Here is a 22,350-nt window from a genome sequence, read left to right on the forward strand (position 1 = left end):
CCGTGGGACGGGGACTCCCGCAGCTCGCGCCATGGGCTTTCCTGCTTCGTCGCCGAATGCCCGCCCGGAGGAATTCCGTTGAGGTCTTACACCGGCTCCACAGGCCGACACCGCCTGCCCGGCGGCCAGAATATTCTGCGCGGCATTGTGGTCCCGGTCATGACGGATACCACACCCGTCGCAGCTCCACTCGCGGACATCCAAAGCCACCGGACCGCGTACGAGACCACAGGCCGAGCACGTTCTGCTGGACGGAAAGAAGCGATCCACGACGACAAGTTCCCGCCCATACCAAGCACACTTATATTCAAGCATGCCACGCAAATCCGCCCACGATGCATCGGCAATGGATCGGGCCAGCGCTCGGTTACCCATCAGATTCCGTACAGGCAGGTCCTCGATCACGACCAGTTGGTTCTCCTGGACGAGTCGAGTCGAAAGTTTGTGGAGGAAGTCGCGTCTCCGGTCAGCGATTCGCACATGAATCAAGGCCACCTTCCGGCGGGCCTTGGCCTGGTTCCTGGATCCCTTCTCCTTGCGAGCCAGCTCTCGCTGCGCCCGCGCCAGGCGACCGGAGTCACTCCTCCCGAACTTAGGATTGGTCACCTTTTCGCCGGTGGACAAGGCCACGAGGCTGTGGAGTCCCACGTCGATCCCCACAGCCGCATCGGTGATCCGGTTTCGCAGGGGCTGGTCCTCGACCAGGACACAGACGAACCAGCGTCCAACCGCGTCACGCGACACTGTCACGGTGGTCGGCTGGGCATCCAGGGGCAACGGACGCGACCAGCGAATGTCCAACGACGCTCCCATTTTCGCAAGGGTCAGCTCGCCGTTGCGCCATCTGAAGGCGGAACGCGTGTACTCCGCCGACGTTCGGGAGCGCTTCCTGGACTTGAAACGCGGGTGGCCGGAACGCTTGGCGAAGAAACTCTCGAAGGCCGACTGCAAGTGGCGCAGAGCCTGCTGGAGCGGAACCGAGGACACGTCGCAAAGATAGGAGAACTCGCCGCGCTTCTTCCATTCGGTCAGCATCGCGGAAGTCTCCGGATATCTGACCTGGCGATGCTCCTCGGCCCAAGCACGACTGCGCGCCTCCAGCGCCATGTTGTAGACCTTGCGCACACATCCGAAGGTCTGCTCCAACTGCTCCGCCTGGTCCGGCGTCGGATAGAAGCGGTACTTGAACGCTCGCTTGACTCGTTGTTCCCCCACATTTCGAAAGCTAGCCTCCAGATGAAATCAACGACGCAGCTTTCCCCGATCTGACACCCGAACTGATGAACGCGCACGCCCTCCCCTCCACAGTAGAGAACATGCGCTCAAGGAGTTTCCAATGAGCACCGCAGCCGAGCTCGGCACGTTCACCGTCCGCCCCCTCGACCCCGTCGAGGACGCGCCGGTGCTGCACCGGTGGGTGACCCACCCCAAGGCCGCCTTCTGGATGATGCAGGAGGCGAAACTGCACGACGTGGAGCGCGAGTACATGGCCGTCGCGGCCAGCGAGCACCACGACGCCTTCCTCGGTCTCCTGGACGGCGAGCCCGTCTTCCTGATGGAGCGCTACGACCCCCGGTACGTCGAACTCGTCGGCCTGTACGAGCCGGAGCCGGGCGATGTCGGCATGCACTTCCTGGTCGCCCCGAGCGACACCCCCGTGCACGGCTTCACCCGGGCCGTGATCACCACGGTGATGGAGCACCTCTTCGCCGACCCGGCGACCGAGCGCGTCGTCGTCGAGCCCGATGTGAACAACAAGGCCGTGCACGCCCTCAACGAGGCCGTCGGCTTCGTGCCCGTAGAAGAGATCCAGAAGCCCGAGAAGAAGGCGCTGCTGAGCTTCTGCACCCGGGAGCAGTTCACGAAGGCGGTGGCCGCGTGACCCCCGCCGAGAGTGTCGCCCACCTGTCCCCCGAGCGCTGGGCCCTCGCCAACCGCCTCCTCGTCCGCAAGGCGCTCGCCGAGTTCGCCCACGAGCGGCTGATCGCCCCGCGGACCCTGCCGGACGGCCGCTACGAGGTCCGCGGCGACGACGGCCTGACGAGCTACCGGTTCACCGCGACCAGGTGGTCCCTCGACCACTGGCAGGTGGCCGCCGAGTCGATCACCCGGCACCGGGACGGCAGCGAACTCCCGCTGTCCGCGATCGACTTCTTCGTCGAGCTGAAGAAGTCGCTCGGCCTGAGCGACGAGATCCTGCCCGTCTACCTGGAGGAGATCTCCTCCACCCTCGCGGGCACCTGCTACAAGCTCACCAAGCCGCGGATCCCCGTCCGCGAGCTGGCCGGCTCCGGTTTCCAGGCCATCGAGACCGGCATGACCGAGGGGCACCCCTGCTTCGTCGCCAACAACGGGCGGCTGGGCTTCGGTGTGCACGACTACCGCGCCTACGCGCCCGAGACCGCGAGCCCGGTGCGGCTGGTGTGGCTGGCCGCGCACCGCTCACGGGCCGCCTTCACCGCGGGCGTCGGCATCACGTACGAGTCCTTCGTGCGCGACGAGCTGGGCGCGGAGACGGTCGAGCGGTTCGACGGGATCCTTCGCGAGCGCGGGCTCGACCCCGAGGACTACCTCCTCATACCCGTCCACCCCTGGCAGTGGTGGAACAAACTGTCGGTGACGTTCGCCGCCGAGGTCGCCCAGCGGCGCCTGGTCTGTCTCGGCGAGGGCGACGACGAGTACCTGGCCCAGCAATCCATCCGGACGTTCTTCAACACGACCAGCCCCGAGAAGCACTATGTGAAGACGGCGCTGAGCGTGCTGAACATGGGCTTCATGCGGGGCCTGTCCGCCGCCTACATGGAGGCGACCCCGGCCATCAACGACTGGCTGGCCCAGCTCGTCGAGAACGACCCGGTGCTGAAGTCGACGGGTCTGTCGATCATCCGTGAGCGGGCGGCCGTCGGCTACCGGCACCTGGAGTACGAGGCGGCCACCGACCGGTACTCCCCGTACCGCAAGATGCTCGCCGCGCTGTGGCGCGAGAGCCCGGTCCCCTCGCTCCAGGAGGGCGAGTCCCTGGCGACGATGGCGTCCCTCGTCCATGTCGACCACGAGGGCGCCTCGTTCGCGGCCGCGCTGATCGAACGGTCGGGCCTGACGCCGGTGGAGTGGCTGCGCGGCTATCTGCGCGCCTACCTCACCCCGCTCCTGCACAGCTTCTACGCGTACGACCTGGTCTACATGCCGCACGGCGAGAACGTCATCCTCGTCCTGAAGGACGGCGCCGTGCGGCGGGCGGTCTACAAGGACATCGCCGAGGAGATCGCGGTCATGGACCCGCAGGCGGTGCTGCCGCCCGCGGTGGAGCGGATCCGGGTCGATGTCCCCGAGGACACGAAGCTGCTGTCGATCTTCACGGACGTCTTCGACTGCTTCTTCCGTTTCCTGGCGGCCCAGTTGGCGGACGAGGGCGTCCTCGGCGAGGAGGACTTCTGGCGGACGGTCGCCGAGTCGGTGCGCGCCTACCAGGAGGCGACGCCCGAACTCGATGACAAGTTCCGGCAGTACGACCTGTTCGCGCCCGAGTTCGCGCTGTCCTGCCTCAACCGGCTCCAGCTGCGCGACAACCGGCAGATGGTCGACCTGGCGGACCCGTCGGGCGCGCTCCAGCTCATCGGCACCCTGAAGAACCCGATCGCCGGGTTCTGAGCACCGGGCTCCTGGTGCTTTCCCAGGAGCCCCTGAGACGGGCGGGCGCCCCGGAGACGGTCCTCCGGGGCGCCCGTCGGCATTCCCTCTAGCCCACGGGCCAGGGGACCTGGGGCGAGCGGTAGTACCCGATGCCCAGGGCGTCCCAGCGGGGCGCCTGGGCGGCGAGGCGCACCTTGTAGGTGTCCCAGTCGTGCGTCGAGGCGGGGGACCAGCCGAGTTCGGCGGCCCCGGGCAGCCTCGGGAAGGCCATGACGTCGATGTCCACGGAGCTCTGGATCGTCTCCGTCCACAGCGGCGCCTCGACGCCCTTGACGGCCGAGGCGGGCACCCCGGGAAGGTAGCTGCCCGGGTCCCAGTCGTAGGCCCGCCGCACCTCCACCAGACCGGCCCAGTCCTGGCCGAGCGGGGTGTCGGCGGTGTACTTCATGTCGAGGTAGAGCCGGTCCGCGGGCGACAGCACGAGCCCGGTCCCGTTCCGCGCGGCCTCGGCGACCTGCGCCTTCTCCTCGGCACCGGTGTCGTCGAGACCCCAGTACTGCGCGAGGGCGCCCGCCGCCGGGGTGGCGCCGGTGAGCTGGTGCCAGCCCATCACCTTCTTGCCGTACCTGGCGACCAGGGGCTGCACCTTGTCCATGAAGGTCACGTAGTCCGCGTGGCTGGTGGAGTGCGCCTCGTCGCCGCCGATGTGGAGGTACCCGCCGGGGGTGAGCGCGGCCAGCTCCCGGATCACGTCGTCCACGAAGGCGTACGTCAGCGGCTTGCCCACGCACAGCGAGCTGAAGCCGACCTCGGTGCCGGTGTAGAGCGGCGGCGCGACCCCGTCGCAGTTCAGTTCGGCGTACGAGGCGAGGGCGGCGTTGGTGTGCCCGGGCATGTCGATCTCCGGGACGACCTCCAGATGGCGCGAGGCGGCGTACCGGACGATCTCGCGGTAGTCCGCCTTGGTGTAGAAGCCGCCCTGTCCTCCGCCGACCTGGGTCGAGCCGCCGTGGGCCGCCAGCCTCGGCCAGGAGTCGACGGCGATGCGCCAGCCCTGGTCGTCGCTCAGGTGCAGATGCAGCTTGTTGACCTTGTAGAGCGCGAGTTCGTCGATGTAGCGCTCGACCTGGGCGACGGTGAAGAAGTGCCGGGAGACGTCGAGCATGGCGCCGCGGTAGGCGTAGCGCGGGGTGTCCCTGATGGTGCCGCCGGCGATCAGCCAGGGGCCTCGCTGTACGGACTTCCTCTCGACGGCGGCGGGCAGCAGCTGACGCAGGGTCTGGACGCCGTGGAAGAGGCCCGCGGGCCTGCCGGCCGTGATGGTGACGCCCGAGGCGCCGCTGTCGAGCCGGTAGCCCTCGTCGCCCAGCCCCTTGCCGCCGAGCCGGAGCCGGATCGCTCCCGCGCCGTGCGAGCCGACCGGCAGCCGGTAGCCGGTCGAGGGCCGCAGGATGCCGGCGAGGTACTCGCCGACAGCGCGGGCCGCGCGCGAGTCGTCGACGCGGATGCGGGTGTCACCGGTGATGCGGTAGGGGGCTCCGCCCGGCTCGACGGAGGCGGGGGCCGGGACGACGCGGCCCAGCGGGGCGGCGGCCGGGGTGTGCGGTGCCGCGCCGACGAGGGAGAAGCCGGCCGTCGCCACGAGCAGCAGCGTACCGAGAAGGCGGGGCGTTCTGTGGTGCTGTCTCACAAGCGCTCCCTTCGGTGCCCGGCGAAGATCTCGACCGTCCTCGGCCGCGCTCTCGCCGTGCCCTTCGATCTGGTCGAGACCTCTGATTGGTCGAGACCACTCTGCCGCAGACGGGGTGGAACAATCCCCCGCATGGCGGAAATCATCCAGCGGGACGGCACGTGGATCTTCGACGGCGACACTCTGCGGCTGACGCCGGGGCGGGACAAGAACGTCAGCCTGCTGCGCCGGACCCTGGGTGAACTCACCGTGCCGCTCGGGGCGTTGGCGGGTGTCTCGCTGGAGCAGGGCAGGAAGGCCGGGCGGCTCAGGCTCCGGCTGCGCGACGGCGCCGACCCGCTGCTCCAGGCGACCGGCGGCAAGCTCGCGGAGCCGAACGACCCGTACCAGCTCACGGTGGAGGCCGACCGTCTCGGGGTCGCCGAGTACCTCGTGGACGAGGTGCGGGGCGCGCTGCTCCTCGACCAGGTCCCGGCCGGTCCGGTCGACGGCTATCTGGTGCCCGGCCCGGCGGTGCCGCTGTCCGCGTCCGCGGGTGACGGTACGGCGAGCTTCGACGGCGAGCGCGTACGCCTGGAGTGGAACTGGAAGACGGAGGAGGCGAAGTCCGCGGCGGGCTCGCGCACGCTCGCCCTCGGCGACATCACGGCCGTCGAGTGGCGGCCGGCGGCCGGACTGGAGAACGGCTGTCTGCGCTTCACCGTGCGCGGCACCGACACCAAGGCGCCGCCGAAGTACGACCCCAACTCCGTGGAGCTGTGGGGCTTCAAGCGGGACCCCCTGATGGCGCTGGTCGCGGCTGCCGTGCAGGCGAGGCTGCCGCATCCGGCGGCGGCGGTGGAGGAGGACCGTCCCGCCGAGGAGCCGGACGGGGTGGCGGCACTGGAGGCGGGGCCCGAGGCCGACCACGACGCCCTCCTGCGCAGGCTGCGCGAACTGGGCGAGCTACACAAGGAGGGCGTCCTGACGGACGAGGAGTTCGCCCTGGCCAAGCAGGCGGTCCTCAAGCGCCTGTAGAACAGGCGGGCGAGGACCGCCGCGCGGGGGCCGGCCGCCGGTCAGGAGGCGGTACGCCCCGCCTTCCGGGCGTACCTGGTTCCTGGCGGCCGGCGGTACCCGGCGCGCGCGGGCAGGGGCCCGGGACTACCTGGCCCGGCGCGCGATCGTGAAGTGGTCGACCTCCGCACCGGTCTCGGCGATGCCGCGGACCTTCAGGGTGGCCAGGCGTCCCTTCGGGGCCGGCTGGACGTCGACGCGCAGGAACGAGTAGTTGAGGTAGCGCACGCGCGACCAGGCGACCGTCTCGGCCTGCTTGCCGTCCTTGAGGTTGATGAAGGAGGCGACGGACTCGACCTCGTTCTCCTTGCCCTCGTAGGACTCCGGGGCGGTGAAGGCGTACAGGCTGCGGCCGGCCGCGCCCGCCGTCACGTACACGACACCCTCGGTCTCGGTGTACGCCGTGCCGCCGATCGGCAGCTTCTTGGTGACCGCGTTCGCCTTGATGACGTCCGTGCGCTCGTACTGGTGGTTGTGGCCGTTGATCACCAGGTCGACGGTGTACTTCTCGAACAGCGGCACCCACTCCTGTCGCACGCCCCCCTCCGAGGCGTGCGCCGTGGAGGTGCAGTACGCGCAGTGGTGGAAGAAGATCACGACGAAGTCGATGTCCCGCGCGGCGCGGTACTTCTTGAGCTGGGCCTCCAGCCACGTCGTCTGAGTACCGCCGGAGATGCCGAGGTTGGCCGGAATCTCGAAGGAGATGTCGTTGGCGTCGAGCGAGATGATCGCCGTGTTGCCGTGGACGAAGGAGTAGACGCCGGGCAGGTTGGCCTTGTCGGGGCCGTTGTCCGGAAGCGTCCAGCGGGCCTCCTCGCCTCCGTAGCCGTTGGGCGAGTACCAGGCCTCCATGTCGTGGTTGCCGTACGCCGGCATCCACGGGACCTGCTTGGCGACCGTCTCGGTCTGGGCGAGGAACTGGTCCCAGATGCGCGAGTCGAAGCCGGTGCCGGCGGTCTTGCCCTGGCCCGCCGGGTCCGCGTACGCGATGTCGCCGGCGTGCAGGTGGAAGGCGGGGTTCTGGGCGAGCAGCAGGGCGTCGTTGGCGAGGCCGTGGTAGCCGACGCCCTCGTCGCCGAAGGCGGTGAAGGTGAAGGGCTCGGCACGGTCGGGCGCGGTGGTGAAGGTGCCGAGCGTGCCGAGGAGGTGCGGCCGGGCGGGGTCGAAGCCCGCGTGGCCGACGCCGTAGTAGTAGGTCCTGCCGGGGCGCAGGTGGGTGAGCTTGGCGTGCAGGTAGTACTGGGTGTGGTCGCCGCTCGCGCCCACGCCGGCCGGGGTGTACAGGGTGCGGACCTCGGCGTCGATCTTGCGGGAGAGGTCCCAGGGGTGGGCGCCGATGCGGATGTAGGGCTTGGCGACCGCGGCCGGCACCTGCCAGGAGACGGTCATCTCGGTGCGCGGGTCGTTGCCGAAGGCGAGGTGGCGGCCGAAGGGGGCGACGAGCGCGCCGTCGGCCTTCTCCGCCGAGGCCGGGGCGGAGGTCCGCTGCGCCGGGGCGGCGGCCTGTGCGACGCCGGGCACGAAGGCGCCGCCCGCGACGGCGCCGATGGTCACGGCGCCGCCTCTGATCATGTTGCGCCGCGAGAACTTGGCGCGAAGGTACTCGTGCTGCTCGGCCATGGTCATCTTCTCGGCGAGCCGCTCGGGTACGCCCATGCGTGGAGTGTCCATGGCTCCAGAAGTTGCTCCGGGCAATCGACGGGACGCAAGACGTCATATGGACAGCCTGCAAACAGCACACCATGAGAGATTCAACAAGTACTTGCCCGATATCGGGCAGGATTCTTGCGAATCGTCTTCCGGTACCCCAGGATCAACGGGTGCACGACGAACTCGTTGATCATTTGACGCGGTCGACCCCCCTGAACCGGGGTGAGGCGCTGCGGGTGATCCAGGACGTTCTCGCCTATTTCGACGAGACGACCCAGGAGTTCGTCCGCCGCCGCCACCGCGAGCTCCAGGCCCAGGGCCTGGTGAACGAGTCGATCTTCGAACGGATCGAGGCGGACCTGAAATATCGCGCGGTCGCGCCGCCGGAGCTCACGCTCAGGCAGCTCCGCCGCATCGTCTATGGCTGAGGGAATCTACCTGTATGTGCGGAATCGTCGGATACATCGGCAGGCGTGATGTGACCCCGCTGCTCCTCGAAGGCCTTCAGCGCCTGGAGTACCGCGGCTACGACTCGGCGGGCATAGTCGTGACCTCCCCGAAGTCGGCCGGCCTGAAGATGGTCAAGGCGAAGGGGCGGGTCCGCGACCTGGAGGCGAAGGTCCCCAAGCGCTTCGCCGGCACCACGGGTATCGCCCACACCCGCTGGGCCACGCACGGCGCCCCCTCCGACGTGAACGCGCACCCCCACATGTCCGGCGACAACAAGGTCGCGGTCGTCCACAACGGCATCATCGACAACGCCTCCGACCTGCGCAAGAAGCTCGAGGCCGACGGCGTCGAGTTCCTCTCCGAGACCGACACCGAGGTCCTCACCCACCTCGTCGCCCGCTCCCAGCAGGAGAAGCTGGAGGACAAGGTCCGCGAGGCACTGCGGGTCATCGAGGGCACCTACGGCATCGCCGTGATGCACGCCGACTTCCCCGACCGCATCGTGGTGGCGCGAAACGGTTCCCCCGTCGTGCTCGGCATCGGCGAGAAGGAGATGTTCGTCGCCTCGGACATCGCCGCCCTGGTCACCCACACCCGCCAGATCGTCACGCTGGACGACGGCGAGATGGCCACGCTCAAGGCCGACGACTTCCGGACGTACACCACCGAGGGCACCCGGACGACGTCCGAGCCGACCACCGTCGAGTGGGAGGCCGCGTCGTACGACATGGGCGGCCACGACACGTACATGCACAAGGAGATCCACGAGCAGGTCGAGGCCGTGGACCGCGTGCTGCGCGGCCGCATCGACGACCGGTTCTCGACGGTCCACCTCGGCGGCCTGAACCTGGACGCCCGCGACGCGCGCGCCGTGCGCCGCGTGAAGATCCTGGGCTGCGGCACCTCGTACCACGCGGGCATGATCGGCGCCCAGATGATCGAGGAGCTGGCCCGTATCCCCGCGGACGCCGAGCCGGCCTCCGAGTTCCGCTACCGCAACGCGGTCGTCGACCCCGACACCCTGTACATCGCGGTCTCCCAGTCCGGTGAGACCTACGACGTGCTGGCCGCCGTGCAGGAGCTCAAGCGCAAGGGCGCGCGGGTCCTCGGCGTGGTCAACGTCGTCGGTTCGGCGATCGCCCGCGAGGCGGACGGCGGCATGTACGTGCACGCGGGCCCCGAGGTCTGCGTCGTCTCGACGAAGTGCTTCACCAACACCACCGTCGCCTTCGCGCTGCTCGCCCTGCACCTCGGCCGTACCCGTGACCTGTCGGTCCGCGACGGCAAGCGGATCATCGAGGGCCTGCGCAAGCTCCCCGCCCAGATCGCCGAGATCCTGGAGCAGGAGGACGAGATCAAGAAGCTGGCCGCGGAGTACGCCGAGGCCCGCTCGATGCTCTTCATCGGCCGCGTCCGGGGCTACCCGGTGGCCCGCGAGGCCTCGCTGAAGCTCAAGGAGGTCTCGTACATCCACGCCGAGGCGTACCCGGCCTCCGAGCTCAAGCACGGTCCGCTGGCGCTCATCGAGCCGGCGCTCCCCACCGTCGCGATCGTCCCCGACGACGACCTGCTGGAGAAGAACCGCGCCGCCCTGGAGGAGATCAAGGCCCGCAGCGGCCAGATCCTCGCCGTCGCGCACCGGCACCAGGAGAAGGCCGACCAGACGATCGTCGTCCCGAAGAACGAGGACGAGCTCGACCCGATCCTGATGGGCATCCCGCTCCAGCTCCTCGCGTACCACACGGCGCTGGCGCTCGGCCGGGACATCGACAAGCCGCGCAACCTCGCCAAGTCGGTCACCGTCGAGTAGTCACCACCGGGCGGCGGTCCGCCGCCCCTTCGTCGCCACGCAAGTCCCTTGCCGGCGGCCGGACATGAACGATCCCCGTGCGCACCACCCGCGCACGGGGATCGTTCTTCGAGGGGCCGGAGCCGCCCAATACCCCGGCCCGCGCCGAGGTCAGCCGGTGGCCGTCACCCCCCGGCCGGCGGCGCGTCGCGGAAGCGCGGCGGGCCAGTGGGCGAGAGCCGCGGTGGCCGCGTACCAGGCGACCGCGCCGGCCGCGACGGCGAACCAGCCGCCGGCCTTGCCCAGGCCGGTGCTGTCCGCGAAACGGCCGACGGCGAGAAGCAGCAGGGAGACGAAGAACAGTCCGTAGGTGCCCTGGCCGAGGGTGTCCCCGCCCGCGAGGGCGAGCGAGAGCACGACGAGCGCGAAGAGCAGCAGGAAGAGTCCCGCCGCGTTGTCGGAGACCTGGCCGCCGGCCGAGACGGCCCAGGTGAACCAGAGGGCGCCGAGTCCCGTGAAGGCCGTGCCGTCGGCCGTGTCACGGTCGCGGAAGGCGAGCAGACCGGCGACGAACAGCGCGACGCCGCCCACGTAGTGGGCCAGTGACACGGCGTCGGCCGCCGTCACCCCGTCGATCAGGTCGGTGTACCCGAGGCCGAAGGCCAGCAGGGTCACGCCGAGCGCGAGTCTTCCTACGATGGTGGTGGTGCTTCCCGCAGAGACGTCGTTGTCCACGGCGGGCTCCCTTCATGCCTGTGCAGTTGTGCTGCGCCGTACCGGTCGCCGCGTAGGACCGGCGTCCCGTATATGCCCTTCACAAAGGCACAAACACCTCTACGCGCCGGTAGGTTCACTCACCGCACAGAGAACGCCGCCGGTCGCGCGCGGGGCGGCCGGACCGCCCCGTAAGGGACGGGGCGTCAGGGAATGACGATGACAGGGCGCTTGGCGCGCTTGGCGAGCCGTCCCGCCACCGAGCCGAAGATGCGCCCGACGATGCCGTGCGTGGAGCCCACGACTATCGCGTCCGCCTCGTACTCCCGGCCCACTTCCTCGAGTTCGTGGCAGATGTCGCCGCCGCGCTCGACCAGGATCCAGGGCACCTCGGAGAGGTATTCGGCGCAGGCGAGTTCGAGACCCAGCACCTCGGTGCGGTGGTCCGGGACATCGACGAAGACAGGCGGCTCACAGCCCGCCCACACCGTGGTGGGCAGCCGGTTGGCCACATGGACGATGATCAGGCCGGAGCCCGAGCGGTGCGCCATCCCGATCGCGTAGGCGAGGGCACGCTCGCTGGACGTCGAACCGTCGAAACCGACGACGACGCCGTGCTTGAAGGCGGGATCGCAGGAGTGGCGGAGTTCTTCCGCCGCCAGGGGCTCGGCCGCCGTGGGATCGGCGAGCGGGCGCTTGCGGTCCGCGGGATCGAAGAATTCGTGACCGGCCATGGGTGTCTCGGCGTTTGGATCCTCGTGGTGGGGACGACAACGAACGGCAGAGCTGTGTCTGGGAAACATCTTCCCAACCCCATACCCCCAAGGGTACGGCGGCACGCCTCCTCTGCCCAGATCCCGCGCGCCTTACGCGGCATTCCAGGGAGCATGCACGAGAGGGTGCCCGTAACGCAATGGTTGCTGCCCTGTACAGGTGGTTTGCGCAGGGCCCCCTGTGAATTTGCACCGGCTCCCGGGAACGGGGAGTTCCGTCGGCGGATGTGACCGGGCGGCCCCCTTCCGGACACCCACCCCCACGGGCCGGGCAGTGACCGGCGGGTCGAACGCGCGTTGAACCGGTCGCAGCCGCCGCGGAGAAGGCGCGCCATGGAGATCACCTGCCGTGCGGAGCGCGGAGAACACCGGAGCACCAGGGAGCAGAACGTGTCCGGACCCGACACCGCCCCCCGCTCCTCCACACCCTTCGCACCCTCCGCCCCACCGGCCCGCCCCGCCCGTTGCGCCTCGCCCGCGGCACCCCCCGGAGCGCGATCCGGATCACACTCCGGATCGCGATCGGGAACATGCTCCGGTGCACGCCCCCCGGTTCCTCCCGCGCCGGACGCGGTGAGCGACGTGGTCCGCTGGGCGGCCTTCAGCTGCGTCCTGGTCCCGACGGTCCTTCTCTGGTACGGCAGCTCGCTCGCCGGCGCGGCCGGTACGGCACTGGGTCTCGCGGCCGTGACGGGGGCCTGTGTGATCCTGCTGCGCCAGTCCGAGCGGGGGGCGGCGCTCCTGGCCGACGAACAGCGGAGCACGTCGCGCCCGCGCGGACGCGCCCCGCGGCAGCGCGGACGGCACGGGAGGACCGGCAAGGGGAGTACGGGAGCCACGGGGAGCACGGGGCACGGGAGCGGAGCGGGCCCGAGGGCCGCCCCACGGGGCGGAAGCGGCACGGGAGTTCACCGAGGCGCTCGTCACACCGGGGGGAACGAGTCGGTCGACTGACCGGTTTGCGCGTACACCTACGCTTCTTTTCAGCCAACTTCCGGCAGTGGCGCATCCCTTGCTCGAACGACCCCCCAACCCCCGTTCGACCTGCACCTAAAGGGGTACGGAGGCCGCGCGCACCCTATGTGGATTGGCCACTGCCACGAGGCGCACTTCCCTGCGGCGCCCACGAGTGCAACGCTTCGTGATCGAATGCTTCACGCCAAGTTGCCATGTCGACATTCTGCGGAGTACCGAACTGGTCACCCTGGCGTGACGGGACACAGTAGATTCGATCTTGTCTTACGGCGGGGGACTCGTGCAGGACCGAGGGGAAACGTGCAGGAGCGACACAACCGAGGAGCCGCGACCACCGAGGGGGGCTTAGCAGGATGAGCCACGACTCCACTGCCGCGCCGGAAACCGCGGCCCGGAAACTGTCCGGGCGACGCCGCAAGGAGATCGTCGCGGTGCTGCTGTTCAGCGGCGGCCCCATTTTCGAGAGTTCCATTCCGCTGTCGGTGTTCGGGATTGACCGCCAGGACGCCGGCGTGCCGCGCTACCGCCTTTTGGTGTGTGCCGGCGAGGATGGCCCGCTGCGGACCACAGGGGGCCTGGAACTCACCGCACCACATGGCCTGGAAGCGATCTCCAGGGCAGGCACGGTCGTCGTGCCCGCCTGGCGGTCGATCACCTCGCCACCACCGGAGGAGGCGCTCGACGCACTGCGCCGTGCCCATGAGGAAGGCGCCCGCATAGTCGGGCTGTGCACCGGCGCCTTCGTGCTCGCCGCGGCCGGCTTACTGGACGGCCGTCCGGCGACCACCCACTGGATGTACGCGCCGACGCTGGCCAAGCGCTATCCGTCGGTGCACGTCGACCCCCGCGAGCTCTTCGTGGACGACGGCGACGTCCTGACATCGGCGGGTACGGCGGCCGGAATCGATCTCTGTCTCCACATCGTGCGGACGGACCACGGCAACGAGGCGGCCGGCGCGCTCGCCCGGCGTCTGGTGGTCCCGCCGCGGCGCAGCGGAGGCCAGGAGCGCTATCTCGACCGGTCACTGCCGGAAGAGATCGGCGCCGACCCCCTCGCGGAGGTCGTCGCCTGGGCGCTGGAGCATCTCCACGAGCAGTTCGACGTCGAGACGCTGGCGGCTCGCGCCTACATGAGCCGCCGCACCTTCGACCGCCGGTTCCGCTCGCTCACCGGAAGCGCTCCCCTGCAATGGCTGATCACTCAGCGCGTCCTGCAGGCGCAGCGCCTCCTGGAGACGTCCGACTACTCGGTGGACGAGGTCGCGGGCCGCTGCGGCTTCCGTTCGCCGGTCGCGCTGCGGGGCCACTTCCGGCGGCAGCTGGGTTCGTCCCCGGCCGCGTACCGGGCGGCGTACCGCGCCCGCAGGCCGCAGGCCGAGCGGAACGTGGATCCGGACGGCCCTTCGGGTCCGGTCGGACCGCCGACGTCCCTGCACCAGGAGCACTCGGGCCCGGTCCCGATGCAGACCCGCCGCACCGCGGCGGCCGGCCTGGGCGCGGCGGCGTCGCTCTCCGCGGAGGCGATGCGGGAACGGGCGGAGCTGTACGCCACGGGCAGGCCGAGCCTGCCCGGACAGCGCAGCGCGCCATAGGCCGGCGGCAGCCGGCAGGACACGCGGGGCCCGCACCTTCGGGTGCGGGCTCCTTCGTATGCGGACCTCTTCACCCGTGGGCCCGGACCCGGTGCGATGCGCCGCCCCGGCGGGGCGCACGGGCGGGTCCACCGGAGGGAGGCTGGCCGTAGGGTGAGACGCATGAACGATCGCATGGTGTGGATCGACTGCGAGATGACGGGACTCTCGCTGTCGGAAGACGCGCTCATCGAAGTGGCCGCACTGGTCACCGACTCTGAGCTGAACGTGCTCGGCGAAGGGGTGGACATCGTGATCCGCCCGCCGGACGCGGCCCTGGAGACGATGCCGGACGTGGTGCGCCAGATGCACACGGCCTCCGGCCTGCTGGAGGAGCTCGCCGGGGGCACGACCCTGGCGGACGCCGAGGAGCAGGTCATCTCCTACGTACGTGAGCACGTCAAGGAGCCGGGCAAGGCCCCGCTCTGCGGGAACTCCGTCGGAACGGACCGCGGTTTCCTGCTGCGCGACATGCCGACGCTGGAGGACTACCTCCACTACCGCATCGTGGACGTGTCCTCCGTCAAGGAGCTGGCCCGCCGCTGGTATCCCCGGGCGTACTTCAACAGCCCGGAGAAGAACGGCAACCACCGCGCCCTGGCCGACATCCGCGAGTCCATCGCCGAGCTCCGCTACTACCGCGAGGCGATCTTCGTCCCGCAGCCCGGCCCCGACTCGGACACCGCCCGCACCATCGCGGCCAAGCACGTCCTGCCCACCGAATAGGCCTTTGACGGGGCCCGGATGGGCCCCGTCAAAAGGTGTGCGCGAGCACCCCTTCAGACCCTGTACACTTTTTCTCGGCCGGTCGGAGAAGCACGAAGACCGGACATGGTGGGTGTAGCTCAGTTGGTAGAGCACCTGGTTGTGGTCCAGGTGGCCGCGGGTTCAAGTCCCGTCACTCACCCTGAGCGATCAGCCGGTGACCTGTTGAACAGGTCACCGGCTGATTGCGTTCCCGGACCCCGTGGCCCGTACGCTCCCCTGGTGTCCCACCCCACGAAGCCCCTCGCCACCACCCGGCTCGATCTCCTCCCGTTGCGGGCCGAGCACGCCGAGGAGATGGCCGCGGTGCTGGCCGATCCGGCGTTGCACGCGTTCATCGGCGGGGCGCCGGACACTCCACAGACGCTGCGGGCCCGGTACGAGCGCCTCGTCGCGGGTTCGCCGGATCCGGACGTCCTCTGGTGCAACTGGGTGCTGCGGGAGCGGGCCCTGGGATGCCTCGTGGGGACGGTGCAGGCGACCGTCTCGAAAGAGACTGCGGAGGTCGCCTGGGTCGTGGGCACACCCTGGCAGGGCCGGGGGTACGCGGTGGAGGCGGCGAGGTCACTGGTCCGGCATGCGGCCCGGGCGTTCCCCGTCCGCACGGTCGTGGCCCATGTGCACCCCGCTCACCACTCCTCGGCCGCCGTCGCCGCGGCCGCGGGACTCACCGCGACCGCCGAACTCCAGGACGGCGAGGTCCGCTGGGAGCTGACGGTACGACGGTGACCCCACCCGGTCCCGGACACGACGGCACGGAACCAAAACGGTCCGGCGGACGGCACCCCTGAGCGCCCTCCGCCGGACCGTTCCGGGGCCCCGTGCGGCACCGCGAGGGCGCCCCTCCGGGCGGAGCCGCCCCGAAGGCGGGCCCGGAGGACCTCTCCTCGCGCGCCTCAGGACGACGCCCGCACCACCAGTTCCGCCGGCAGCACCAGCTGACGCTTCTCCAGCCCCCGGGAGGCCACGGGCCGGCGGTCCGCGATCTCTCCGAGAAGGAGGTCGATCATGGCCCGGCCCATCTCCTCGATGGGCTGGCGGACGCTGGTCAGGGGCGGATCCATGTGACGGGCTATGGCGGAGTCGTCGTAGCCGATGAGCGCCACGTCGTCCGGGATGCGCCGGCCGCTCTCGCGCAGCACCTGCCGGGCACCCGCCGCCATGACGTCGGAGCCGGCGAAGACCGCGTCGAGGTCGGGGAAGCGCTCCAGCAGCAGGGTCATGGCGCGCCGGCCCCCTTCCTCGGTGAAGTCGCCGGGGACGATCAGCCGGTCGTCCACCTCGCGGCCGGCGTCCCGCAGACCCTGGCGGTAGCCGTCGACGCGTCGCTGGGCGCCGTAGACGTCCATACGGCCGGCGAGGTGGCCGATTCTTCCGCGCCCCCGGGAGACGAGATGTTCCACGGCAGCGCGCCCGCCGCCGTAGTTGTCGGAGTCCACCGACGGAAGCGTCTCCTCCGCCGAACGCCGGCCGCTGATCACGGCCGGGATCTCCAGCTGGGAGAGCAGGTCGGGGAGCGGGTCGTCGGCGTGCACCGAGACCAGCAGGACGCCGTCCACGCGGTGCGCCGCCAGGTACTGGGCCAGGCGCTGCCGCTCCCGGTCGCTGCCCGCGAATATCAACAGCAACTGCATCTCGGTCTCGGAGAGTTCGGCACCGACACCGCGCAGCATGTCCGAGAAGTACGGTTCCGCGAAGAAACGCGTCTCCGGTTCGGGGACGACCAGGGCGATCGCGTCCGTGCGGTTGGCCGCGAGGGCGCGGGCCGCCGTGTTCGGAACATATCCGAGCTCCGCGACCGCCGCCTCGACCGCGGCCCGGGTCGCGTCGCTGACCCGCGGGGAGCCGTTGATCACCCGGGAGACCGTGCCACGGCCCACTCCCGCGCGCGCGGCCACCTCTTCGAGGGTCGGCCGCCCACCACTGCGGCCCCGCGCTCCGTGGACTGCCATGGCCTCCGCCTCCCGTTGAAACCAAGTTGGCCTGGAATCTAACAGCCTCGTCCGGCGAGGCTCGCGTCACTGGGCCGCAGCCCAGGAGGCGTCATCTCTCGAACCCGCCGCCCTTCAGGCACCGGACGCACCATGAGACGCTTCCGGCCATGTGGCGGAATGACATCTTCAGCTAACAGGCCGATAACTGAACGCATCTCTCCGCTCCCCCACCCTTGACACCCCCGCCGGAACCGACGACTCTTCAACACATCACCTGTGGGAGCGCTCCCACAGTACCTGACACATACACATCCCGCACGTTCCCCGCCCGAGCCGCAGCGAGAAACAACGGGCGCCACCAATGCAGTTGGCCGGGGGGTCGGCACGTCAGGCAACAGGAGGACGCAATGCGCACGAGTACCCGCCGGTCCCGCAGGCTGGGGGCCATCGCGGTCGTCGCCGCGCTGGCTACGGGACTGCTGGCCGGCTGTTCCAGCGACCCGGACGACAGCTCGTCGGACAACAACGGTGGAAGCGGCAAGGGCAAGACGACCCTGACCGTAGGCACGTTCGGCGTCTTCGGCTACAAGCAGGCCGGCCTCTACGACGAGTACACGAAGCTGCACCCCGACATCACGATCAAGGAGAACGTCACCACCCGTACCGACGTCTACTGGCCCAAGACGCTCACGCGTCTCCAGGCCGGCTCCGGCACCGACGACATCCAGGCGATCGAGGTCGGCAACATCACCGAGGCCGTCCAGACCCAGGCCGACAAGTTCGTCGACCTCGGCAAGGAGGTCGACAAGTCGCAGTTCCTGCCCTGGAAGGTGGCCCAGGCCACCAACAAGGACGGCAAGACCATCGCGCTCGGCACCGACATCGGCCCGATGGCGATCTGCTACCGCAAGGACCTCTTCGAGAAGGCCGGTCTGGAGACCGACCGCACCAAGCTCGCCGAGCAGTGGAAGGGCGACTGGGCGAAGTACGTCGCGCTGGGCAAGGACTACATGAAGAAGGCGCCGAGCGGCACCAAGTTCGTGGACTCCGCCTCCTCGGTCTACAACGCGGCCCTCGGCGGCGAGAGCGAGCGGTACTACGACAAGGACGGCAACGCCATCTGGGACAAGTCCACGGGCGTGAAGAAGTCCTGGAACACCGCGATGACCGTGGCGACCAGCAACATGTCGGCGAAGCTGAAGCAGTTCGACCCGACGTGGGACCAGGGCTTCGCCAAGGGCTCGTTCGCGACCGTGGCCTGCCCCGCCTGGATGATGGGCTACATCCAGGAGAAGTCCGGTGACGCGGGCAAGGGCAAGTGGGACGTGGCCGCCGCGCCGACCGCGGCCAACTGGGGCGGCTCGTTCATCGGTGTGCCGGTGGCGGGCAAGCACCAGAAGGAGGCCATCGCGCTGGCCAAGTGGCTGACCGCGCCCGAGCAGCAGGCGAAGGTCTTCGCCAAGCAGGCGAGCTTCCCGTCGACCCCGTCGGCCTACTCGACCCTGACGCCGGCCGCCGCCACCACGGAGTACTTCTCCAACGCGCCGATCACGCAGATCTTCGGCGACTCGGCGAAGACCATCCCGGTCCAGTACTTCGGCACCAAGGACCAGCCGATCAACACCGCGATCTCCGACGTCGGCATCCTCCAGGTCGAGCAGAAGGGCAAGTCCCCCGACCAGGGCTGGAACGCGGCAAAGGCTGAGGTCAAGGACGTGCTCGGCCAGTGACCAGCTCCAAGCAGGCTCTCGCGCACCCCGCGACGAGCGCCGACGCCGCGCCCGGCTCTCAGCCGGGCGCGGCCCGGGGCGCTCAGGGTCGCGGTAAGCCGCCGCAGGACCCGGAGTCCTGGCGCAGCCGGCTGTACCGCTGGGACATGAAGGCGTCGCCGTACGCATTCATCGCCCCCTTCTTCATCGTCTTCGGGGCCTTCGGGCTCGTACCGCTGCTCTACACGGCCTGGTACTCGCTGCACAATGTGCAGCTTTCCGGTCTCGACCACCAGACCTGGGCCGGTCTGGACAACTACAAGAACCTGCTGTCCTCGGAGTTCTTCTGGAACGCCCTGGGGAACACCTTCACCATCGGCGTGATCTCCACGGTGCCGCAGCTGCTGATGGCGATCGGCATCGCCCACCTGCTCAACTACCGGCTCCGCGGCTCGACCATGTGGCGGGTCGTGATGCTCACCCCGTACGCCACCTCGGTGGCGGCGGCGACGCTGGTCTTCACGCTGCTGTACTCGTGGGACGGCGGCATGGTCAACTGGCTGCTGCACTTCGTCGGGGTGGACCCGATCAACTGGCGCGAGTCCGACTGGGGCGGCCAGTTCGCCGTCTCCTCGATCGTGATCTGGCGCTGGACCGGTTACAACGCGCTGATCTATCTCGCGGCGATGCAGGCGATCCCCACGGACCTGTACGAGTCGGCCGCCCTCGACGGCGCCGGCCGCTGGCAGCAGTTCCGCCACGTGACGATCCCCATGCTGCGGCCGACGATCCTGTTCACGGTCGTCGTGTCCACGATCGGCGCGACCCAGCTCTTCGGTGAACCGCTCCTGTTCGGCGGGGTCAGCGGCTCCAAGGGCGGCTCCGCGCACCAGTACCAGACGCTCGGCCTGTACATGTACGACCAGGGCTGGGGCATCGGCAACCTCGGCAAGGCGTCGGCGATCGCATGGACGATGTTCCTGATCCTGCTGATCATCGCCGCGATCAACCTGCTGATCACCCGACGGCTGAGGAAATCCCAATGACCACCACTGAACCGACTGTTCCTCAGGCGGAGGCGAAGACGACCACGGACGGCCGCCCCGGACGCCGCCGGGTGCTCGGCGCGGGCAAGCAGCTCCACGCGGGTCCGGTCACCTATGTCGTCCTGATCGTCTTCGCGCTGGTCTCGCTCGCGCCGCTGGTCTGGACGGCCATCGCGGCCTCACGCAACAACGTCCGGCTGGCGCAGTCTCCGCCGCCGCTGTGGTTCGGCGGGAACCTGTTCAAGAACCTCCAGGCCGCGTGGGAGCAGGCCGGGCTCGGCACCGCGATGGTCAACTCCACGATCGTCGCCGGGACCATCACCGTGGGCACGGTCGTGTTCTCCACGCTCGCCGGATTCGCCTTCGCCAAGCTGCGGTTCAAGTTCTCCGGGCTTCTGCTGCTGCTGACCATCGGCACGATGATGATTCCGCCGCAGCTCGCCGTCGTACCGCTGTATCTGTGGATGAGCGACCTGGGCTGGTCCAACCAGCTCCAGACGGTCATCCTGCCCACCTTGGTGAGCGCCTTCGGTACGTTCTTCATGCGCCAGTACCTGGTGCAGGCCCTGCCCTCCGAGCTCATCGAGGCGGCGCGGGTCGACGGCGCGAACAGTCTGCGCGTGGTGTGGCACGTCGTCTTCCCGGCGGCGCGCCCGGCGATGGCGGTGCTCGGCCTGCTGACGTTCGTGATGGCCTGGAACGACTTCCTGTGGCCGATCATCGCCCTGAACCAGCAGGAGCCGACCGTTCAGGTCGCCCTCAACGCGCTGGGCACCGGCTACATCCCCGACCAGGCCGTCATCATGGCGGGCGCGCTGCTCGGCACCCTGCCGCTGCTCATCGCCTTCCTCCTGTTCGGCAAGCAGATCGTGGGCGGGATCATGCAAGGCGCGATCAAGGGCTGACCGCCCTTCCAGGGGCCGGGTCACCGCCGCCTCGGCCCCTTTGTCCCGCCTCTACTTCCCCACCTCCAACCTGTCGGTCTTCACGACCTCCTTGGGAGCGCTTCCATGCCTGAGCCCGCAACGTCCGTGACTTTTCCTCCGGCCTTCCTCTGGGGCGCGGCGACCTCCGCCTACCAGATCGAGGGTGCGGTGCGGGAAGACGGCCGAACGCCGTCGATCTGGGACACCTTCAGCCATACACCTGGCAAGACGGCCGGCGGCGAGCACGGTGACATCGCTGTCGACCACTACCACCGCTACCGCGACGACGTGGCGATGATGGCGGACCTCGGACTGGGCGCGTACCGCTTCTCCGTCTCCTGGTCGCGGGTGCAGCCCACCGGCCGGGGCCCCGCCGTCCAGCGCGGCCTGGACTTCTACCGGCGTCTGGTCGACGAGCTGCTGTCGCACGGCATCAAGCCGGCCGTCACCCTCTACCACTGGGACCTGCCGCAGGAGCTGGAGGACGCGGGCGGCTGGCCCGAGCGCGAGACGGCGCTGCGCTTCGCGGAGTACGCGCAGATCGTGGGCGAGGCGCTGGGTGACCGCGTCGAGCAGTGGATCACGCTGAACGAGCCCTGGTGCAGCGCCTTCCTGGGCTACGGCTCCGGTGTGCACGCCCCCGGCCGGACGGACCCGGCGGCGGCGCTGCGCGCGGCTCACCACCTGAACCTCGCGCACGGGCTCGGCACGTCGGCGCTCCGCTCCGTCATGCCGTCCCGCAACTCGGTCGCGGTGAGCCTCAACTCCTGCCCGATCCGGCCCCTTTCGCAGGACCCGGCCGACCTGGCCGCGGTCCAGCGCATCGACGACCTGGCCAACGGCGTCTTCCACGGCCCGATGCTGCACGGCGCCTACCCGGAGACCCTGATCACGGCGACCCGGTCGATCACCGACTGGTCGCACGTCCAGGACGGCGACCTCGCGCTGATCCACCAGCCGCTGGACGCCCTCGGCCTCAACTACTACACCCCGACGCTGGTTTCGGCCTCCGCCGTTTCCACCGACGGTCCGCGTGCGGACGGCCACGGCTCCAGCGCGCACTCCCCCTGGCCGGGCGCGGACGACGTCACGTTCCACCAGACCCCGGGCGAGCGCACGGAGATGGGCTGGACGATCGAACCGCAGGGACTGCACGACCTGATCATGCGGTACACCCGTGAGGCTCCGGGGCTGCCCCTGTACATCACGGAGAACGGCGCGGCCTACGACGACAAGCCGGACCCGGACGGCCGCGTCCACGACCCCGAGCGCGTCGCCTACCTTCACGGCCACCTGTCCGCCGTGCACCGCGCGATCGCCGACGGGGCGGATGTCCGCGGCTACTACCTGTGGTCCCTGATGGACAACTTCGAGTGGGCCTACGGCTACGAGAAGCGCTTCGGCGCCGTCTACGTGGACTACGCGACCCAGGTCCGCACCCCGAAGACGAGCGCCCACTGGTACAGCCAGGCGGCCCGCACGGGAACACTGGCCCCGGTGACGCCCGCCGAGTAGGCCGGCGCCCGAAGGACACGGGGGACACGGGGGAACACGGGGCGCGACACCCGAGGGGGGTGCCGCGCCCCGGCACGTTCTCTGTGACAGGAAG

The 22,350-nt window shown here is 69.7% G+C and carries 17 protein-coding genes, 1 tRNA gene and 1 pseudogene; 13 read left to right on the forward strand and 6 right to left on the reverse strand.

Annotated features, from left to right (window positions below; genetic code table 11):
- Nucleotides 1-9: 9 nt before the first annotated feature.
- Nucleotides 10-1,215, reverse strand: a pseudogene (locus OG485_RS17265) (RNA-guided endonuclease InsQ/TnpB family protein); the annotation flags it as partial.
- Nucleotides 1,216-1,336: 121 nt separating this feature from the next.
- Here OG485_RS17265 and OG485_RS17270 point away from each other — a divergent pair.
- Both OG485_RS17270 and OG485_RS17275 read left to right on the forward strand, forming a co-directional pair.
- Nucleotides 1,337-1,882, forward strand: coding sequence for a GNAT family N-acetyltransferase (locus OG485_RS17270; protein ID WP_328669256.1), 546 nt, complete (start codon nucleotides 1,337-1,339; stop codon nucleotides 1,880-1,882).
- Entirely contained in the window at nucleotides 1,879-3,651 is a 1,773-nt protein-coding gene (locus tag OG485_RS17275) for an IucA/IucC family protein (protein WP_328669257.1), read from the forward strand. The genes OG485_RS17270 and OG485_RS17275 overlap by 4 nt, the downstream gene beginning before the upstream one ends.
- An 88-nt stretch (nucleotides 3,652-3,739) precedes the next feature.
- On the opposite strand, the gene OG485_RS17280 is transcribed toward OG485_RS17275, so the two are convergent.
- Nucleotides 3,740-5,323, reverse strand: coding sequence for a beta-N-acetylhexosaminidase (locus OG485_RS17280; RefSeq protein ID WP_328669258.1), 1,584 nt, complete (start codon nucleotides 5,321-5,323; stop codon nucleotides 3,740-3,742).
- 132 nt (nucleotides 5,324-5,455) lie between these two features.
- On the opposite strand from OG485_RS17280, the gene OG485_RS17285 reads away from it, so the two are divergent.
- On the forward strand, nucleotides 5,456-6,340 hold the full coding sequence (locus OG485_RS17285; RefSeq protein WP_328669259.1) for a DUF4429 domain-containing protein: 885 nt from the start codon (nucleotides 5,456-5,458) through the stop codon (nucleotides 6,338-6,340).
- Nucleotides 6,341-6,466: 126 nt separating this feature from the next.
- Here OG485_RS17285 and OG485_RS17290 read toward each other — a convergent pair whose 3' ends face one another.
- Nucleotides 6,467-8,035 (reverse strand): purple acid phosphatase family protein, encoded by a 1,569-nt coding sequence (locus tag OG485_RS17290; protein WP_328669260.1) that lies wholly within the window; start codon nucleotides 8,033-8,035, stop codon nucleotides 6,467-6,469.
- Nucleotides 8,036-8,199: 164 nt separating this feature from the next.
- On the opposite strand from OG485_RS17290, the gene OG485_RS17295 reads away from it, so the two are divergent.
- Together OG485_RS17295 and glmS are read left to right on the forward strand one after the other, a co-directional pair.
- Nucleotides 8,200-8,457, forward strand: coding sequence for a hypothetical protein (locus OG485_RS17295; RefSeq protein ID WP_326787600.1), 258 nt, complete (start codon nucleotides 8,200-8,202; stop codon nucleotides 8,455-8,457).
- A gap of 14 nt (nucleotides 8,458-8,471) precedes the next feature.
- Nucleotides 8,472-10,289 (forward strand): glutamine--fructose-6-phosphate transaminase (isomerizing), encoded by a 1,818-nt coding sequence (gene glmS / locus OG485_RS17300; protein ID WP_328669261.1) that lies wholly within the window; start codon nucleotides 8,472-8,474, stop codon nucleotides 10,287-10,289.
- Nucleotides 10,290-10,439: 150 nt separating this feature from the next.
- Here the strand turns inward: glmS and OG485_RS17305 are convergent, their stop codons facing one another.
- Nucleotides 10,440-11,003 carry a GPR1/FUN34/YaaH family transporter gene (locus OG485_RS17305; RefSeq protein ID WP_328669262.1) on the reverse strand — a complete coding sequence of 188 codons (564 nt, stop codon included), beginning with the start codon at nucleotides 11,001-11,003 and terminating at the stop codon, nucleotides 10,440-10,442.
- 185 nt (nucleotides 11,004-11,188) lie between these two features.
- Complete coding sequence (locus OG485_RS17310; RefSeq protein WP_328555400.1) at nucleotides 11,189-11,716, reverse strand: universal stress protein; 528 nt, start codon at nucleotides 11,714-11,716, stop codon at nucleotides 11,189-11,191.
- Nucleotides 11,717-13,083: 1,367 nt separating this feature from the next.
- Here OG485_RS17310 and OG485_RS17320 point away from each other — a divergent pair.
- The 4 genes from OG485_RS17320 (at nucleotide 13,084) to OG485_RS17335 (ending at nucleotide 15,855) form a co-directional block, all read left to right on the forward strand.
- Nucleotides 13,084-14,322 (forward strand): helix-turn-helix domain-containing protein, encoded by a 1,239-nt coding sequence (locus tag OG485_RS17320; protein WP_328669264.1) that lies wholly within the window; start codon nucleotides 13,084-13,086, stop codon nucleotides 14,320-14,322.
- A gap of 162 nt (nucleotides 14,323-14,484) precedes the next feature.
- Nucleotides 14,485-15,087, forward strand: coding sequence for an oligoribonuclease (orn, locus tag OG485_RS17325; protein WP_328669265.1), 603 nt, complete (start codon nucleotides 14,485-14,487; stop codon nucleotides 15,085-15,087).
- 108 nt (nucleotides 15,088-15,195) lie between these two features.
- Nucleotides 15,196-15,268: transfer RNA gene (locus OG485_RS17330), tRNA-His, on the forward strand.
- 80 nt (nucleotides 15,269-15,348) lie between these two features.
- On the forward strand, nucleotides 15,349-15,855 hold the full coding sequence (locus OG485_RS17335) for a GNAT family N-acetyltransferase (RefSeq protein WP_328669266.1): 507 nt from the start codon (nucleotides 15,349-15,351) through the stop codon (nucleotides 15,853-15,855).
- Nucleotides 15,856-16,022: 167 nt separating this feature from the next.
- On the opposite strand, the gene OG485_RS17340 is transcribed toward OG485_RS17335, so the two are convergent.
- Nucleotides 16,023-17,078 (reverse strand): LacI family DNA-binding transcriptional regulator, encoded by a 1,056-nt coding sequence (locus tag OG485_RS17340; protein WP_326787592.1) that lies wholly within the window; start codon nucleotides 17,076-17,078, stop codon nucleotides 16,023-16,025.
- 389 nt (nucleotides 17,079-17,467) lie between these two features.
- On the opposite strand from OG485_RS17340, the gene OG485_RS17345 reads away from it, so the two are divergent.
- From OG485_RS17345 to OG485_RS17360, 4 genes are all read left to right on the forward strand, one after another.
- Nucleotides 17,468-18,790: an ABC transporter substrate-binding protein gene (locus OG485_RS17345; RefSeq protein WP_328669267.1), complete on the forward strand. Its 1,323-nt coding sequence runs from the start codon at nucleotides 17,468-17,470 to the stop codon at nucleotides 18,788-18,790.
- Nucleotides 18,787-19,815, forward strand: a complete 1,029-nt coding sequence (locus OG485_RS17350; protein WP_328669268.1) for a carbohydrate ABC transporter permease — start codon at nucleotides 18,787-18,789, stop codon at nucleotides 19,813-19,815. Before OG485_RS17345 ends, OG485_RS17350 begins: the two co-directional genes overlap by 4 nt.
- Nucleotides 19,812-20,720, forward strand: a complete 909-nt coding sequence (locus OG485_RS17355) for a carbohydrate ABC transporter permease (protein WP_328669269.1) — start codon at nucleotides 19,812-19,814, stop codon at nucleotides 20,718-20,720. Before OG485_RS17350 ends, OG485_RS17355 begins: the two co-directional genes overlap by 4 nt.
- A 105-nt stretch (nucleotides 20,721-20,825) precedes the next feature.
- Nucleotides 20,826-22,256 carry a GH1 family beta-glucosidase gene (locus OG485_RS17360; RefSeq protein WP_328669270.1) on the forward strand — a complete coding sequence of 477 codons (1,431 nt, stop codon included), beginning with the start codon at nucleotides 20,826-20,828 and terminating at the stop codon, nucleotides 22,254-22,256.
- Nucleotides 22,257-22,350 lie beyond the last annotated feature (94 nt).

Source organism: Streptomyces sp. NBC_00328, assembly GCF_036139655.1.
GTDB lineage: Bacteria > Actinomycetota > Actinomycetes > Streptomycetales > Streptomycetaceae > Streptomyces.